This is a genomic window from Pedobacter sp. Hv1 (genome assembly GCF_001412215.1).
Lineage (GTDB): Bacteria > Bacteroidota > Bacteroidia > Sphingobacteriales > Sphingobacteriaceae > Pedobacter.
Map to the genome: position 1 here is coordinate 22721 of NZ_LLWP01000009.1, position 16742 is coordinate 39462.

General features: G+C 37.9%; 15 protein-coding genes. 5 read left to right on the forward strand and 10 right to left on the reverse strand.

All coding sequences use genetic code 11. The annotated features are described in order from the left end of the window. Positions 1-11 precede the first annotated feature (11 nt). From ftsH to AQF98_RS16300, 3 genes are all read left to right on the forward strand, one after another. Complete coding sequence (gene ftsH, locus AQF98_RS16290) at positions 12-2093, forward strand: ATP-dependent zinc metalloprotease FtsH (protein WP_055133033.1); 2082 nt, start codon at positions 12-14, stop codon at positions 2091-2093. A gap of 95 nt (positions 2094-2188) precedes the next feature. After that, complete coding sequence (locus AQF98_RS16295; protein ID WP_055133034.1) at positions 2189-2833, forward strand: LUD domain-containing protein; 645 nt, start codon at positions 2189-2191, stop codon at positions 2831-2833. A 75-nt stretch (positions 2834-2908) separates the two neighbouring features. Next, positions 2909-3979, forward strand: a complete 1071-nt coding sequence (locus AQF98_RS16300) for a 3-oxoacyl-ACP synthase III family protein (RefSeq protein ID WP_055133035.1) — start codon at positions 2909-2911, stop codon at positions 3977-3979. A 62-nt stretch (positions 3980-4041) separates the two neighbouring features. Here the strand turns inward: AQF98_RS16300 and AQF98_RS16305 are convergent, their stop codons facing one another. The 4 genes from AQF98_RS16305 to AQF98_RS16320 form a co-directional block, all read right to left on the reverse strand. Next, entirely contained in the window at positions 4042-4785 is a 744-nt protein-coding gene (locus AQF98_RS16305; protein ID WP_055133036.1) for a zinc ribbon domain-containing protein, read from the reverse strand. Then, positions 4785-5882 (reverse strand): Nif3-like dinuclear metal center hexameric protein, encoded by a 1098-nt coding sequence (locus tag AQF98_RS16310; protein ID WP_055133037.1) that lies wholly within the window; start codon positions 5880-5882, stop codon positions 4785-4787. The genes AQF98_RS16305 and AQF98_RS16310 overlap by 1 nt, the downstream gene beginning before the upstream one ends. A gap of 71 nt (positions 5883-5953) precedes the next feature. Further along, on the reverse strand, positions 5954-6298 hold the full coding sequence (locus AQF98_RS16315) for a TM2 domain-containing protein (protein WP_235524247.1): 345 nt from the start codon (positions 6296-6298) through the stop codon (positions 5954-5956). Positions 6299-6318: 20 nt separating this feature from the next. After that, positions 6319-6624, reverse strand: a complete 306-nt coding sequence (locus AQF98_RS16320; protein ID WP_055133039.1) for a DUF2752 domain-containing protein — start codon at positions 6622-6624, stop codon at positions 6319-6321. A 732-nt stretch (positions 6625-7356) separates the two neighbouring features. On the opposite strand from AQF98_RS16320, the gene mfd reads away from it, so the two are divergent. Together mfd and AQF98_RS16330 are read left to right on the forward strand one after the other, a co-directional pair. Beyond that, positions 7357-10695, forward strand: a complete 3339-nt coding sequence (mfd, locus tag AQF98_RS16325) for a transcription-repair coupling factor (protein WP_055133040.1) — start codon at positions 7357-7359, stop codon at positions 10693-10695. A 117-nt stretch (positions 10696-10812) separates the two neighbouring features. Next, the gene (locus tag AQF98_RS16330) at positions 10813-11022 is read left to right on the forward strand and encodes a DUF3820 family protein (RefSeq protein ID WP_055133041.1); all 210 of its coding nucleotides are present in this window, start codon (positions 10813-10815) and stop codon (positions 11020-11022) included. Position 11023: 1 nt separating this feature from the next. Here the strand turns inward: AQF98_RS16330 and AQF98_RS16335 are convergent, their stop codons facing one another. The 6 genes from AQF98_RS16335 to AQF98_RS16360 all read right to left on the reverse strand — a co-directional run bounded on the left by AQF98_RS16335 (position 11024) and on the right by AQF98_RS16360 (position 16623). After that, the gene (locus AQF98_RS16335) at positions 11024-11740 is read right to left on the reverse strand and encodes a DsbA family oxidoreductase (RefSeq protein WP_055133042.1); all 717 of its coding nucleotides are present in this window, start codon (positions 11738-11740) and stop codon (positions 11024-11026) included. Positions 11741-11851: 111 nt separating this feature from the next. Then, complete coding sequence (locus AQF98_RS16340) at positions 11852-12541, reverse strand: SMI1/KNR4 family protein (RefSeq protein WP_055133043.1); 690 nt, start codon at positions 12539-12541, stop codon at positions 11852-11854. 49 nt (positions 12542-12590) lie between these two features. Further along, positions 12591-13115 (reverse strand): hypothetical protein, encoded by a 525-nt coding sequence (locus tag AQF98_RS16345; protein ID WP_055133044.1) that lies wholly within the window; start codon positions 13113-13115, stop codon positions 12591-12593. A 139-nt stretch (positions 13116-13254) separates the two neighbouring features. After that, positions 13255-14091: a hypothetical protein gene (locus tag AQF98_RS16350; protein ID WP_055133045.1), complete on the reverse strand. Its 837-nt coding sequence runs from the start codon at positions 14089-14091 to the stop codon at positions 13255-13257. After that, positions 14048-15775 (reverse strand): hypothetical protein, encoded by a 1728-nt coding sequence (locus AQF98_RS16355; protein ID WP_055133046.1) that lies wholly within the window; start codon positions 15773-15775, stop codon positions 14048-14050. Before AQF98_RS16355 ends, AQF98_RS16350 begins: the two co-directional genes overlap by 44 nt. A 125-nt stretch (positions 15776-15900) precedes the next feature. Continuing rightward, entirely contained in the window at positions 15901-16623 is a 723-nt protein-coding gene (locus tag AQF98_RS16360; protein WP_055133047.1) for a LytTR family DNA-binding domain-containing protein, read from the reverse strand. Positions 16624-16742 lie beyond the last annotated feature (119 nt).

Genomic DNA, 16742 nt, shown 5'->3' on the forward strand with positions numbered 1-16742 from the left:
TTTGAACTAAGATGAAAGAAAATCAAAATACAGATACCAAACCTAAACAGATTAAACGTATCCCTAATATCCCTAAGAAACCACAAAAAGGCTCAAAATTTAATATATTTTGGGTATATGCGGCCATTATTGTAGGCTTGTTGGTTGTTAACTTTATGTTTAACAACAACGAGGTTAAAACAATTAGCTATAAAGATTTTGAAGAAAAGATGCTAATTCCGGGCGATGTTAAACAATTGGTAGGTTATAGATCTTCAGATGGCGAAACCTATACTGCAGAAATTTACATTAAGGATGCTAAGAAATCAGATCCGAAATATAAAGCCTACCTCAACACCAACTCGCTGAGCATGACGAAAAATGGGCCTATCGCAAAAATTGTAATGACAGACCCTAAAATTTTGCAAGATAAATTAGAAAAAGCCCAAGCTGGACTTCCAAAAGAGCAACAGATAGATATCTCAGCAAGTTCAAAATCTAGTCCTTGGTTAAGTGGGTTTATTACCATTGTACTTCCATTATTGCTTTTCGCTGGTCTATGGATTTTTATGATGCGCAGAATGAGTGGCGGCGGCGGTGGCGGCGGCGGCCAAATCTTCAGTATTGGTAAATCTAAAGCCACATTGTTTGATAAAGAAAGTCAAGTAAACATTACGTTTAATGATGTTGCAGGCTTAACAGAAGCTAAAGTTGAGGTGATGGAAATTGTAGATTTCCTTAAAAACCCTAAAAAATACACCAATTTAGGAGGTAAAATCCCGAAAGGAGCCTTATTGGTTGGTTCGCCAGGTACTGGTAAAACATTGTTGGCTAAGGCAGTTGCTGGCGAGGCTCAAGTTCCATTTTTCTCTTTATCAGGATCTGATTTTGTGGAGATGTTTGTAGGTGTTGGTGCTTCTCGTGTTCGTGATTTGTTTAAACAAGCAAAAGATAAAGCCCCTTGTATCATCTTTATTGACGAAATTGACGCTATTGGTAGAGCTAGAGGTAAAGGTAGCATGATGGGTGGAAATGATGAACGTGAGAATACCTTAAATCAATTGCTGGTAGAGATGGACGGTTTTGGTACTGATTCGGGGATCATCATCATGGGTGCAACCAATAGAGCAGATGTGTTAGATAACGCTTTATTAAGACCTGGTCGTTTTGATAGACAGATTTATGTTGATATGCCTGATATTAACGAGCGTAAAGAAATATTTAATGTACACTTGAAGCCAATTAAGCTAGAAGAAAACATAGACATTAATTTCTTGGCAAAACAAACCCCAGGCTTTTCTGGTGCCGATATCGCAAACTTATGTAATGAAGCGGCGCTAATAGCTGCGAGAAAAGCACATGAATCTGTAACCAAACAAGATTTCTTGGATGCAGTTGATCGTATTATTGGCGGTTTAGAAAAGAAAAATAAAATCATTACCAAAGAAGAGAAAAAAGCGATTGCTTTCCACGAGGCAGGTCATGCAACAGTTTCATGGTTGTTAAAACATGCTCATCCACTAATTAAGGTAACTATTGTTCCTCGTGGCCAATCTTTAGGTGCAGCTTGGTATTTACCAGAAGAGAGAAGCATTACCACTACTGAGCAAATTTTAGATGAAATGTGTGCCACTATGGGCGGTAGAGCTGCAGAGAAAATTACCTTTGGAAAAATTAGTACAGGGGCATTAAGCGATTTGGAAAAAGTTACCAAGCAAGCTTATGCCATGGTTTCTATTTACGGATTAAATGATAAAATAGGAAACATGTCTTACTATGACTCGAGAGGACAAGAGAGTTTTACAAAACCATATTCTGAAGCAACAGCAAGAATTATTGACGAAGAGGTGAGTAAAATTATTGAAGAGCAATACCAAAGAGCCTTACAAATTTTGGCAGATAACCAACAGAATTTGATCAAACTTGCAGAAAAATTATTAGTAGCTGAGGTAATTTTTAAAGAGGATTTGGAAGAGATTTTTGGTAAACGTGATTTTGATACTGAAGGTACAGAATTACTAGCGGACATTGTTGTTGTAGATGATAAAGCGCTAAATACCCCAAGCGTTTCAGATACAATTGCTCCTTCAACTCATTCAGAAGAAACTAAATAAGAATAGCGTAATTAATTTACCAGAGAAGCAGTCTTAATTATTAAGACTGCTTCTTTGCTTATATGGGCTAGGTTAAGTAATTTTGGACATCAACTATGAAAGAGAACATTTCTTCAAAAGAACTCATGCTAAAGAAAATTAGGAAGGCCTTGCTTGAAAAGCGAGACAATCCTTATCCTAATTTAGAAGAAAGTCAACTTTATCAAGCCAATACAGAAGAGCTAGAAATTTTATTTGCAGAACAATTGACAAATGTGGCAGGTAATTTTATTTTTTGCGAAAACGGAGTTGATTTTATAGAGAATATTTTAGAGCTGGCCGATCGTTTCAACTGGCGGAAGATTTATTGTTGGGAACCAGAACTGCAAGCGCTATTGAGCCATTACGAGTTCCCATTTTACCAAACAGACAAGGGTTTTGAGCAGGCAGAGGTAGGTATTACCTTATGCGAAGCACTGATTGCCCGCAACGGCTCTGTAATGGTCAGTAATCAGCATGCTGCTGGACGTAGGTTGAGTATTTTTCCGCATCAGCATATTGTAATTGCCAGAACAGGCCAATTGGTTTTAGATTTGAAAGACGCCTTTCAGTTGATTAAAAACAAATATGGGAACCAAATCCCATCTATGATCAGCACCATTACCGGACCTAGCAGAACAGCAGATATCGAAAAGACTTTGGTGTTGGGCGCACATGGCCCCAAAGAATTATTTGTATTTTTAATTGATGATTTCTCATAATTATTTTTAATTTCAATTAAAATATAATATTTTTATACTAAATACCATATTGGTATACGGTACACGAAGGGCATTATGAACAAAATTTATTCGGTTATTACTGGGACTGGGAGCTATATACCCGAAAATATCATCTCTGGCGACCATTTTATGGAAGCTTCTTTTTTCGACAACGGCGTTAAGCTGGACAAAGAAAATATAGAAATCATTCACAAGTTTAGTGAAATTACAGAGATCATTGAACGCCGTTATGCAGATTGCGATTTAGTGAACAGCAACATCGCTGCAATTGCCGCTCAAAAGGCATTAGCTGCTGCAGGAGCTGACAAGGAAAGCTTAGACCATATTATCTTCTGTCATAATTTTGGGGATGTTAAAAACGGCTCAAATCGAATGGACATGTTGCCAGCTTTAGCCGCAAAGGTTAAACAAGAGCTTGGCATAGAAAATCCAGACTGTGTTGCCTACGATATTATTTTTGGCTGTCCTGGCTGGGTACAAGGCGCTATACAGGCCGATTACCTGATTAGAAGTGGTGATGCAAAGAAAGTACTAGTAATTGGCTCAGAAACGCTCTCAAGAATTATTGACCCACACGACAGGGATAGCATGATTTTTTCTGATGGTGCTGGAGCGGTCGTTTTTGAAGCCAAAGAATCTGAAGAGCCAATTGGAATAATTGCCCATAAGAGCCAAACCTTTGCCAATTATGCTTCGTTATTGATTATGGGAAGCAGTAACAACCCTAACGAAACCAATGGCAATACCTATTTAAAAATGAATGGGCGCAAGTTGTACGAGTTTGCGGTAATTAATGTACCACAAGTTGTAAAAAAAGCAATAGATAAATCTGGCATTGCGTTAGATCAGATCAAAACCGTATTTATCCACCAAGCCAATGGCAAAATGGACAATGCCATTATGAAGCGCTTGTTTAAGCTTTACGATTTGGATAGCGTGCCAGAAAACTTGGTGCCAATGACCATTTCGTGGCTTGGCAATAGCTCTGTAGCCACCATTCCTACCTTAATTGATCTTGTTTTGGCAGGAAAAGTGAAAGGCTATCAAATTGAAAAAGGGCAATATGCGGTTTTTGCTTCGGTAGGAGCAGGAATGCACATCAACGCCATCGTTTATAAATTCTAAAAACAAAACGGCATAAAAAAGGCCAGATGTAAATCTGGCCTAGTATTATATTTGGTTGATTGTTACGCTTCTGCTAACTCGTGAGTTAGGGCCTCGTCTACTAAAATTCTACCGCAATGCTCGCAAACAATTACTTTTTTACGTTGACGGATATCTAATTGACGTTGAGGTGGAATTTGATTGAAACATCCAGAGCAAGAATCTCTATCGATAGTTACTACGGCTAAACCATTTACCGCATTACCTCTTAATCTGTGGTATGCAGTTAATAAACGCTCTTCAATTTGAGTTTCTGCTTTATCTGCTTTTTTCAATAAAGCTTGTTCTTCTTTTTCGGTTTCTGCGGTAATTGTCTCTAATTCGCTCTTTTTAAGTTCTAAATCGCCTTTTCTAGATTCGATGTTTGCTAAAGCTTGATCGTAGATCTCAGTTTTAGAAGCAATTTCAAAACCATGTTCCTTGATTTTTTTCTCGCAAACCTGTATCTCTAAATTTTGAATCTCAACTTCTTTAGTTAAAGCATCGTATTCACGGTTATTTTTTACGTCTTCTAGTTGTTTTTCGTATTTCTTAATCAAAGCTTGTGCTTCTTTGATCATGTTTTTACGTGTTACAATAGCATCTTCAGTATCGTCTAATTCAGCTTTGATTTTTTGTATACGTGTTTCTAATCCGGCTACTTCATCCTCTAAATCAGCTACTTCCATTGGTAACTCGCCACGAATTTGACGTATTTTATCAATCTTTGTATGCAGGTTTTGTAATTCGTATAAAGCTTTTAGCTTTTGCTCTACTGTTTGTTCCATTAAATGAAATAATTTATGGGGTTTGTATTATGCTCCGTTAAACGGATTGCAAAGTTAGGAAATTTTTCTTGAATATTATCTATCAACAAATTAGATGTAAATTGTTCACTTTCGTAATGGCCAATGTCACAGATAATCAATTGTTTTTCTGCATCAAAAAATTCGTGGTATTTGAAGTCTGCAGTAATAAAAGCATCGGCACCAGCTTTAATGGCATCCTTTAATAAAAAACTGCCCGAGCCACCACAAACGGCAACTTTTTTAATTTTTCGTGGTAACAGTTCGGTATGCCTAATTACCTTGGCTTCCATTTTATCTTTAACCAAATTCAGAAAATCAACGCTGTCCATTTCTTCTGCCAGCCAGCCTACCATGCCCGCACCCACATTTTCTAATTTATTGGATAAGGCATAAATATCATAGGCAACTTCTTCATAAGGGTGATGTTCTAATAAAGCTAAGATGATATTGCGTTCGTCTTGCGCTTTAAAGATCGTTTCAATTCGGGTTTCGATTTCATGATGCTGGTTGCCTCTTTCGCCTACAAAGGGGTCGGTATTTTGGCCCGCCTTAAAAGTTCCTGTGCCTTCAGTGTTGAAACTACATTCGCTATAGTTTCCAATATTGCCAGCGCCAGCCGCAAACAAGGCATTTCTAAGTGCTGCGGCATTTGCCGTAGGACAAAAGGTGACCAATTTCTTTAAAAGACCATCTTTCGGGGCTAAAATCTTTCCATTTTGGATACCTAATCTTTTACATATTTCGGCACTTACGCCATTGGCCACATGATCTAAATTGGTATGGATGGCATACAGTGCAATATTATTTTTAATGGCTTTTAGGATTACTCTTTCTACATATGTTTTTCCATTCAGTTTTTTCAAACCTTTAAAAACAATGGGGTGGTGGGTAATAATTAAATTGCAGTTTTTAGCAATAGCCTCGTCTACAATTTGCTCTGTGCAATCTAAGGCCACTAAAGCAGCATGAATTTCATCATTGCCATGGCCAACCAATAAACCAGCATTATCATAATCTTCCTGATAATTTAATGGGGCAATGCTTTCGAGGTAATTGGTAATCTCGGATAACTTCATGCTATAAAAATAATAAATCCTTACCCGCTTTTAAACAGATAAGGATTATTTATATAGTTTGTTGGTGTTTTTTATTGGAAACTGCCCATTCTAACCATTTGTAAACTTTCAAAAACCATACGTTGGTTGTACTCAAACGCTAATGTTTTGTGGTTGATAAGGTCAACTATTGAACCGATAAAACATAAACCTGCGGTAAATAGATAAAGTATGCCCATTCCAATTTGGTTAACCAAAAAGCGTTGTAATCCTGGAACTAAGAACAATCCGATTACACAGAAAAGGAGCATATCACTTGGATTTTTTCTTTTGCCGGTATAGATCATTAAAAAAGTTCTTACCTGTTGCTCATTCAAACCGTTTGTGGCTGTTTGTAAGTAGCTGTATTCTTGCGGGGTTATTCCCGGTAATGCCATAAATTGTGAGTCAAACATTGCTAATCCTCCTTATATTTTAAATTAAAATCTTTGTTAAATAAATTTTTGCTGAGCTGATAGATGCGGTAACAGATCAATATCAAAGCCGGTATACCAAACCAATGATGTGAAAAGCTTGCACTAACATCTCCGTGAAACAATGAAGTTATCGACCTCCCTAATCCACATCCCGGGCACCAAGTTAAACCTAAATTTGCTAATGGGCAAAGGCTAAAGTGATGTTCATGAGGATCAGCTGTTGCTAACAACACCAAAGCTGCAATCCAGAAAAATAATTCTAGCGGAAAGCTTTTAAAGTGTTTCATGTTTCTCGTTTTATATAATTTAGAAACAATGATAAGTTTTTTGTTACAGCAATAAGATTGAACTCGACCAACCGAAAAAAAATATCGACCAAATCGCTTGTTACCTCGAAGAAATTATGCCTGATTGTTCAATAGTTTCATTTGTTCATTGCCAAATGATCAGGGAAATCGCTTTTATTGGCGTCAATGAGCTCGCAAGCTCGGTTAAGCTTTTTGAATACCAAAATGATTAGCAGCGCAATTTTAGTGCTCTTCACAACGTCATTCCCGCCTTGCGCTACAAGTCCTCATTTCGCTGCGCTACATTCCGGGCTTTCCGCTGCAATCGGGGCTATTAAACACAAGACTATGGCAGAAAGGCCAAAGCGGCGCACTTTCTGCTATCGTTGGCGTCCCGCCATCGAGAACCTATCTTTTATATAACTTTGTTCAATCAATGTATCTTTATGCCTGTTGGCGGGGACGCCAACAAGGGCTATTAGAAAGCAAATTTGTTTGTTAAATAGACCTGATATGAGCGAACACGGAGCGATAGCGGAGTAAAGCGGTTAGCCTGCCTGCGGTAGGCAGGCAGGGTTGACGGGAGTGATGAGCATTGAACCAGCTCTTCAAAAATATTTATCCTAAATCCACATACGGTACCCTCCACCTTTATAGCTATTGGTTTTTAAAAACGATTTCCTTGTCCAAATTACCAATGCTCAATACGCAATAATTTTTTACCTTTACATAGTGAACATTCGCGACCTGATTAACAGATATAAAACAGACGAGCGTGTTGTTGCCGTAGCACAGTCGTTAAATAAGGGGAAAGGGAGTAAAACCCAACTGAGGGGATTGGTGGGTTCGGCCGATGCTGTAATGGCAGTTTCAACCTACTTTTTACTGCATAAGCCCCAGTTGTTTATCTTGCCCAATAGAGAAGAAGCGGCCTATTTCCTATCCGATCTGGAAGGTATTTTGGGCAAGGAGATCTTACTTTTTCCATCCTCTTTTCGTAAAGCTTTTGAGTTTACCCAAATAGATACGGCAAATGTGTTGGCAAGGGCCGAAGTATTAAACGAGCTCAACCATCAATCTGAATATGGAAAAATAGTAGTTACCTACCCCGAAGCATTGGCAGAAAAGGTAATTGACCGCTCTGTATTAGAGAAAAATACCTTAGAAATTAGCTTGGGCATTAAATTGGGGATCGATTTTATCAACGAGTTTTTGTTCGATTACGATTTTGAACGTGCCGATTTTGTATATGAACCAGGGCAATTCTCTATTAGAGGTGGAATTGTAGATATTTTTTCTTTCTCTCATGAGCTACCTTACCGAATCGAATTTTTTGGCGATACCATAGAAAGTATCCGGACTTTTGAAATTGAAAGCCAACTTTCTGTTGAAGATGTGAAAAGCTTAACCATTGTACCCAATGTACAGGCCAAGTTTTTAACAGAAAACAATATCAGTCTATTAGATTATATAGAAAAAGATACCCAGCTTTGGTTTAAAGATGTTGAATATACCATAGACATTGTTAAAGGGGGTTATAAAAAAGCCGTTGAACTTTGGAAAGCTTTGGCTTTGGCAGAGAAGCAGCAAAACCCGAATTGGTTAGATCCTAAATTCTCTTTCTCTGATGAGAAGATGTTGGCAGATCTTTTCCAAGACTTTGCTGTGGTAGAGTTTGGAAAACAGTTCTTTTATCAAACAGAACAAGTTTTTCAGTTTGAAACCAAGCCACAACCTTCGTTTAACAAAGATTTCGACCTACTGATCCAGAATCTAAAAGACAATGAGAAACAGCAGATCCACAATTTTATATTTACCAACTCTACCAAACAAACCGAGCGTTTATACGCCATTTTAGACGACATTGATAAAACAGCGAAGTTTACCCCTGTAAATATCCCTTTGCGGGAAGGTTTTGTAGATGCTTTGCAAAAAGTGGCCTTTTATACCGACCACCAGATCTTTGATCGTTTTTATAAATACCAATTAAAGAAAGGTTATCAACGCAGCCAGGCCATTACCTTAAAAGATTTAAGAGAGCTGAAGCCGGGCGATTTTGTGACCCACATTGACCATGGGATTGGAAAATATGCAGGTTTAGAAAAAGTAGAAGTAAATGGCAAAATCCAAGAGATGATCCGCTTGGTATATGCTGATAATGATTTGTTGTACGTGAACATCAACTCCCTAAATCGCATTGCGAAATTTAGTGGCAAAGATGGTACACAACCCAAAATGAATAAGTTGGGTACTGAGGCCTGGGATAAGCTGAAGAAAACCACAAAAAAAAAAGTTAAAGACATTGCCCGAGACCTGATCAAGCTGTATGCGATGAGAAAAGCCCAGGTAGGTACGGCATTTTCGCCCGATGGCTATTTAGAAACCGAACTCGAGGCTTCCTTTATTTACGAGGATACCCCAGATCAGGTTAAAGCAACTGCCGATGTAAAAAAAGACATGGAAGCGCCGCACCCGATGGATCGATTGGTTTGTGGTGATGTGGGCTTTGGCAAAACAGAAATTGCCATTCGTGCAGCTTTTAAAGCAGTTGCCAATGGCAAACAGGCTGCAATTTTAGTGCCCACTACGATTTTAGCCTTACAACATTTTAAAACATTTTCGTCGCGATTAAAAGAATTTCCTTGTACGGTAGATTATATCAATCGTTTTAAAACTTCTAAACAGATTAAGGAGACTTTAGAGCGCTTGGCTCAGGGAAAAGTCGATATTGTAATTGGTACCCATCGTTTGTTAAGCAAGGATGTAAAATTTAAGGATTTGGGCATCATGATTATTGATGAGGAACAGAAATTTGGCGTTGCCGCAAAAGAGAAATTAAGAGCTTTACGTGTAAATGTGGATACGTTGACTTTAACAGCAACTCCAATTCCGAGAACCTTACATTTTTCTTTGATGGGGGCTAGAGATTTGTCGATTATGAGTACGCCACCGCCAAACAGGCAAGCTGTAAATACCGAACTGCATGTTTTTAATGATAAACTGATCCAAGAGGCGGTGCAGTTTGAATTGGACAGGGGAGGACAGGTTTTCTTTATTCATAACAGGGTAAATGATTTGCCACAATTGGGCGGATTGATCCAGACTTTAGTGCCAAAGGCCAGAATTGGGATTGCCCACGGCCAATTGGATGGAGACCAGTTGGAAGATGTGATGCTCGATTTTATCAATGGCGAAAAAGATGTTTTGGTAGCCACTACGATTATTGAAGCGGGTCTGGATATCCCGAATGCCAATACCATTATCATCAACCATGCGCACATGTTTGGTTTGAGCGATTTGCACCAGATGCGTGGTCGTGTGGGTAGATCTAATAAAAAGGCATTTTGCTACTTGTTGAGCCTTCCTTTATCAACCCTTACCAATGAAGCGAGAAAAAGGTTAAGTGCCATTGAAGAGTTTTCTGATCTGGGCAGTGGTTTCAACATCGCTATGCGTGATTTGGATATTAGAGGCAGTGGTAATCTTTTGGGGGGCGAGCAAAGTGGGTTTATTGCCGAGATTGGTTTCGAAATGTACAATAAAATTTTAGACGAGGCCATTCAGGAACTGAAAGAGGCAGAGTTTAAAGACCTATTTAAAGACGAACCAGAACGAGCCTATGTTAATTTTACGCAGGTTGATACCGACTTAGAGCTTCACATACCTGATGATTATGTAACCAGTATTACAGAGCGTTATAATTTGTATACCGAGCTTTCAAAATTAGAAAATGATGCCCAGCTCAATGCTTTTGAACAAGAACTGAAAGATCGTTTTGGGCCGGTGCCACAGCCTGTAAAAGTAATGCTCAAGGTTTTGCGCCTGCAATGGGTGGGTAAACGTTTAGGTTTTGAGAAACTGAGCTTTAAGAAGAATATTTTGCGAGGTTATTTTGTGAGCGATAAGCAATCTAAATTTTTCGATTCGGAAGTGTTTAATAAGGTGTTGGCCTTTGCACAGGTTCACCAACGTTTGTGTAACCTAAAAGAAGTTAAAGACTCGTTACGCATCTCTTTTGATAACATTACCAATGTTGATGAGGCCATTGAAATGTTAGAATTGATCCTTTAAAACAGTTAAAAGTTTAAGGCGATTGATTTTATAGCCTAAGCCTTCAATCCATAACCCACAACTTGTAACCCACAACTTGTAACTCACAACACGTAACTCGCAACCCACAACCCAAATATGGACTCACAATTATTACAAGAACTGGTGCTAATGAAAATGCCGTTTGGCAAATATAAAGGCTGGATCATCTCTAGCCTACCAGAAACTTACTTGGTGTGGTTCCATACCAAAGGCTTCCCTCCTGGAAAATTGGGCATGTTATTGGCTACCATGTACGAAATTAAGCTGAATGGTTTAGAGTATCTGTTGCAACCGCTAAAGAAATAAGTTAAACCTCACAACCATTTTCATCGCAAACGGCATCGTCATTTTTATTTAACGAAGTCAATTGTGTTTGAGGTTGTGTGGCTTTCCACTCGGTAAAACTTTGGGTAAGGGCACCTTCAAAAGCATCAATGGGTTGTGCACCAGATAAAGCATATTTTCTATCAAATACAAAATAAGGCACACCCCTAACGCCCAATTGTTGACTTTCGTAAACATCGTAACGTACACCTTCTGCAAAATCGTCGCTTTTTAAGATACTTAATGTTTCAGCTTCATCAAGGCCAAGGCTTTTGGCAATTTCGATTAAAACATCGGCTTTGGCAATGTCTTTGCCCTCCATAAAATGAGCGTGGAATAAAGCTTCTTCTGCTTGATCTTGTAGGCCTTTGCTTGCTGCATAATGGATTAAACGATGGGCATCAAAAGAATTGGCTGGAACATTGGTGTCAAAATCAATGTTTAAGCCTACATTTTCTGCCATGGCTACCACTTGGGTGGTCATCTGTTTGGCTTGCGCTACAGACATGCCTTTGCTGCGTGCCAGATAAGTGTAGAGGTCTTCGTTATCGGTATTCTGATATTCGGGATTGAGCTGGAAACTTTTCCATTCAATCTCTACTTCATTTTTAAAGGGCAGGGTTTCAATTGCCTTTTCAAAATGTCTTTTGCCGATATAGCAAAAAGGACACATTACATCTGACCAAATTTCTACTTTCATGATACAAAGATAGGGCAGCTTTATTTTTGAATGGTAAGCTAGAAGTAAAAAAGCCCCGACTCCTATTCGGGTCGAGGCTTATGAGTTAAGGCTTAGTTATTCTATTGAATTTTAAAATGGCCAAGGATTATCCTTAAAATATTCATAATTACCTTTCATCATCCCTGCCCAGCCTAACCAGTATTCTCTTCCATATTTTCCTGCCCCCTCTGGGTCTATTTCTAAGAAATCTGGAACTACATCAAAATCTTGCCTGGTCTTAACCTCTTTCATGTAATGGGTCAAGCATTCCAATAGTTTGGAAAATGAAGAAAAGATAATGGCGCTTAAACCATCAAGCTCATCCCATGAATAATCGAATAGCCTTATGGGGAATTCATTGTTTTCTTTATCCTCTCGCCCATCAAATACCAGGTGCCCGTTATCATTACCTTCCCATGCAAAAGGATATAAGCCAAGTGAGGCAAGATAATCAGCATCTTCAAGAGGATCGGTAATCTCTTGAAGTGGTTGATTGGGGTTTGAATAGGGTAGCCTTAAGAGTCTACAATCACAATCGAGGAAAAAATATCTTTTATGAAAATTGATAAAACTTTGTGGGAAAACCACATTGAATTTTTCTTCAACCTTTCGATAGTCTTCAGCGCTAAATGTACCATTAAGAGGTTTCCATATAAACCAACCCTCCTCATCAACTGGCGAGGCCATCATTTCTTTAGGGGTGTCTTTTGTATAAACAGAAGTTAATTTACGAGCATTGAAAAAGGCAGAAAAAAATGCCTCAATTATATTGTCTTTCATCGCAATTACATTTTTTGAAATGTTAAAGGAGTAGCTATTTTAACCAAACCTATTTGATCTTTTTAAAATCTACTAGCCTCATTACCTCATGTTTTGGGTCACTTCCATAACCACAAATGTGTAAAGTATCATTATCAGGAAGTTTCTCAATAGTATAACTCAAATTATTATATGTTGCAATAGGCTGTTTGAGCCCAAATGAATTAGACTTTGTTTGACGGAAATAATTATATGACCATGTAGATGAATAGGCCTCCTTGGGGTATGGAGTCATCATCAAAACCATTTTGTCTATATAGTACTTACCTTCATATCTGCCTGATTTGAAATTAACTAAACTATCCTTGGTAATCCTCAAAGTAATCACTTCATTAGAATCTATTCGTAGGCGTTCGGCCTGCTCTCTAGATGGTTTAAAAATATAGGTGCCCAATAACTTTTCATAACCCAAAGAATCTTCAACAGCTGTTTGTTCATCCCCAAAGTTACTGATACCACCACAACTACTAATTATTGCTGTGCTGAACATGGCTGAAAATAAGATTAGGAAATAAAAAAGAGGATTAATTTTCATTTGATTTCTTATTGAAAATTTCACAGGCCTATTTGATCTTTTTAAAATTTATGAGTCTTATCTTGCATTTGGCAGACGACCTGCAATATAGATATGGGCGACTGCCACTTGAATACACTTATCTACTTCGCTATCAAGCTTATTGAGATTTTGTAGCACTTTGATCTCTAGGTAAATAATCCTGATTTCTTATCACTTCATAAACATTATCAAGGTATGCTAAAGAAACTTTTGGATCTTTTATGAAATAATTTATTGCCCATGTTATAAAATTTTTATTAACTATGCTTAGTCCATTTTTATCCAAATATTTTTTCATGTCCAGGACGTGTATTTGGTTATCATTATTTTTGATAAACTTTACCTCTTGTGTAGATAACGACAGGTTATGTAAAAGAAACCTAAATGCGCTCTTAAAATCACCTTGTTTAGTCTTATCATATCCATTATAATTCTTCTCATTAACCACAGGTAAACCACGGAAGTCCTGTGGCAAAATACTATCCTTTTTTTTGAAAAGACTATATTTAATAACCCGATATAGATCAATTTTCTTGATTAGATACCAACGAGAATTAATGTACCCTCCACCTGTTACAGACATATATTTATAAGGAAGCGTTTCTTCCGTTGATAGGTTCTTGTCATTTTTTAAAACATGATTGATATGTTTCAAATAAATATTGGGAGCTGTTTTTATTTTATACGCCTGACTTTTATATAAATCAAAAATAGAATCTCTCATGTTAAGAGATTCTATTTTTGATGTTTGACTTGCAATGAGTCCGTACCTTTCATAAGTACATTTTAGTTTAACTAATTTTTGAAAATCTAAATCAATTTGATTTGTATTGGATGGCTGTGCCTTACCCAACGACCAAATTGCGAACAACGCGATAATGATTAAGCTAACTTGTTTCATGATACTAACTCTATTTTTTTCTCCAATAAATTCTTGAAGGAACTGTTTTTCCATCCAAAGTAAATGTTGGGCCTGTAGTTCCATAAGCTGCAGGGATATCCCTTGGATGATGTTCTATAATTTCATAGGTTCCCATTTTACTACTTACCTTAGTTGCATACCCATCAGCATCAACTTCTGTTACTATGGCAGAATGTGTCCATCCTGATGCCCCATTATTGTTTAAGGAGTACATTACACGATCTCCAACTTGGATGTTTCCTGTCACTGTACTCCAATCTTTCGATTCTAATTTTATCGCTGTTACCCATTTTGGGTAGCCTTCGAGGGTTTCAGTAGCGTACTGTAGGCCAAAGGCATGATAGTGACAATTAAAAGCGTCCACATTTTTTATCTCTGTACCATTTCTATTAATCCATAAAGGAGTGATTTCGGTAAGGAAACTGCTAAAGTCATCTGTAGAGAGTTTAGATCTCCAATAATAGCTAGCAGGCTCTCTATCCTTAGGCACATAGTTTTGATGTCTTATTGCATCATAAATATTATCTAGTTGCTCTAAAGATACATTATTATCATTCATGAAACGTTCAATCGCCCACTTTACAAACGCTTTACTTTCTGTTGTTTTACCCATTGCTTCTAAATAAGTGGCAAGTTTGTCGGAACTTGTTGGGTGTTCGGCTAAAAAATCCATTTCATCCGTATCTGTCAATTCTAATGTGCGAATGAGATACAACGTAGAACCTGCAACTGTTGCCGAACCAGAAGTAGGCCCACTAGGGTTATTGTTTGGATAAGGGTCATAATTCCCCCCTGAGCCATAACCCGGCACATAACTACCATAAACCCCATCACGATCTACTGGCCCTGTAAACCCTCCATCGCTATCTGGATTGCTAGTAGGGAATGCTCCCCAATCAATCCTCCATCCACCACCAAAGTGGTTTGTATAGTAAGTTGGAATACCAAGCGTATGTGCTATCCACCCAACAACATCACCAAGCAAATCGGCAAGCCATTTGAAAATATAACCAACCTTTTGATCATCAGCCCTGAGTACTTTACCTTTGGCACCTACCTTATTGGTGCTTTCTGTCTGATTGGGATTTTTAAGGCCATATTTTTGCTTTAGTTTACTTTTAACAATTTCTTGGGTCCAAACTGTTTCCCCTTTTAAATTCCATTCGTAAAGGTTACCTGTCCAGATTCCATTTTCCCCAAAATCAACATTCGGATTAGTTGGTACAAAATTGAATAAATAGGCACTGAGCTTATCGCTCCCTGCGTCTTTGATGATAAATAATTCTGGAGGATGCTTTTCGAAATAATTTGGATTGGGTGTGCCTGCTTCGTTTGAAGATCCATTTGATTGTGTCTTTCCACTCATTTGTTTACCTTGACTGATATTCTCATTTAGACGCAGATCTGGTGGCAGCTCAACATTCATGAGCTTATTTATGTTCAAGATCGGTATACGTACAATTTTCTTTCCATCGACAGTTGCCTGCTGCGATTTTTTCCAATCTAATGTCAAGAGCTGTGCTGCAGGGATTTCATTTAGCAAATTGATAATCTGTTCTTCCTTAATTACCTGTTTGTTTACGTCAAATTGGTCATTTGTTGGGTTAACAATGTCTTTTTTACATTGTACTAAAAACAGGCACAAGAAGAGCAGTGCGCTGGCAATAAATTCTTTCTTAAAAAAGGTTAATTTTTTTACGGGTTGTTTTTTTCTCATAAAATAGTTGTTTGTTTTCCGGGAGAAAATTAGAAAAAGATACAGGAGAGAAAAAATTTTGCAACAGACAGGCACATGCTGTATATGAACAAGCATTTTGTGTATGCAAAACTTGATTAGCTACTTTAACCTTTGATAGTACGGGACCGGATGCAATCCATAAAGCGAGCTTTGTACTGTTCTCCGAATGGAATAATAGCATCATTCAGCAGTGTAACTGTGCTTCCGTCTACCGACCTGATGTGGTCGATGTTAACGATATAGCTTCGGTGGATGCGGATAAATACTTTATTGGGTAATTGTGCGATAATATTTTTTATACTCGACCGTAGCAAAAAGACCTCCTTTTGGGCATGAATAGAGATGGTATTTTTTAAGGCCTCTACATAGCGTATTTCCGAAACGTTAATCTGGGTGAGTTTCCCTTTAGTCCCCGTGTTTAGAAATATCTTCCCCCAATCTTTATTATTATTATTATCCATGTCGGTTTTTTGGGTTCTTGCTTTAATTTTATCTATGCATGTGACGAACATGTGATAGGAGAAAGGCTTTAGCAGGTAACCGATGGCGTCTTTTTGAATGGCTTCTACAGCATATTTTGAATGAGAAGTGATAAATACAATAAACGTACCCTCTGGTAGTAGGCTAGCCACCTCAATTCCAGATAACTCAGGCATTTCTACATCTAAAAATACAAGGTCTGGTTGCTTTAGTTTGATTTCTTTAAGCGCAGCGATTGGATCTGTATGAGTGCCAATACAGGTCAATTCAGGAGTCTTTTCGATATGTTTTACCACTGCATTTACGGCATGGCAATCATCGTCTACTACGTAACAGGTCAGGTTCATTAAGAGTTGTTCAAAGGCTTAGTAAGTAAATAAACGAATTAGTTTAGAGCTTTCAAAATAAAGCCGCAAAGCACTTTTAATCTTATGATCAATAAATGGCATAGCCATAAAAAAGCCCC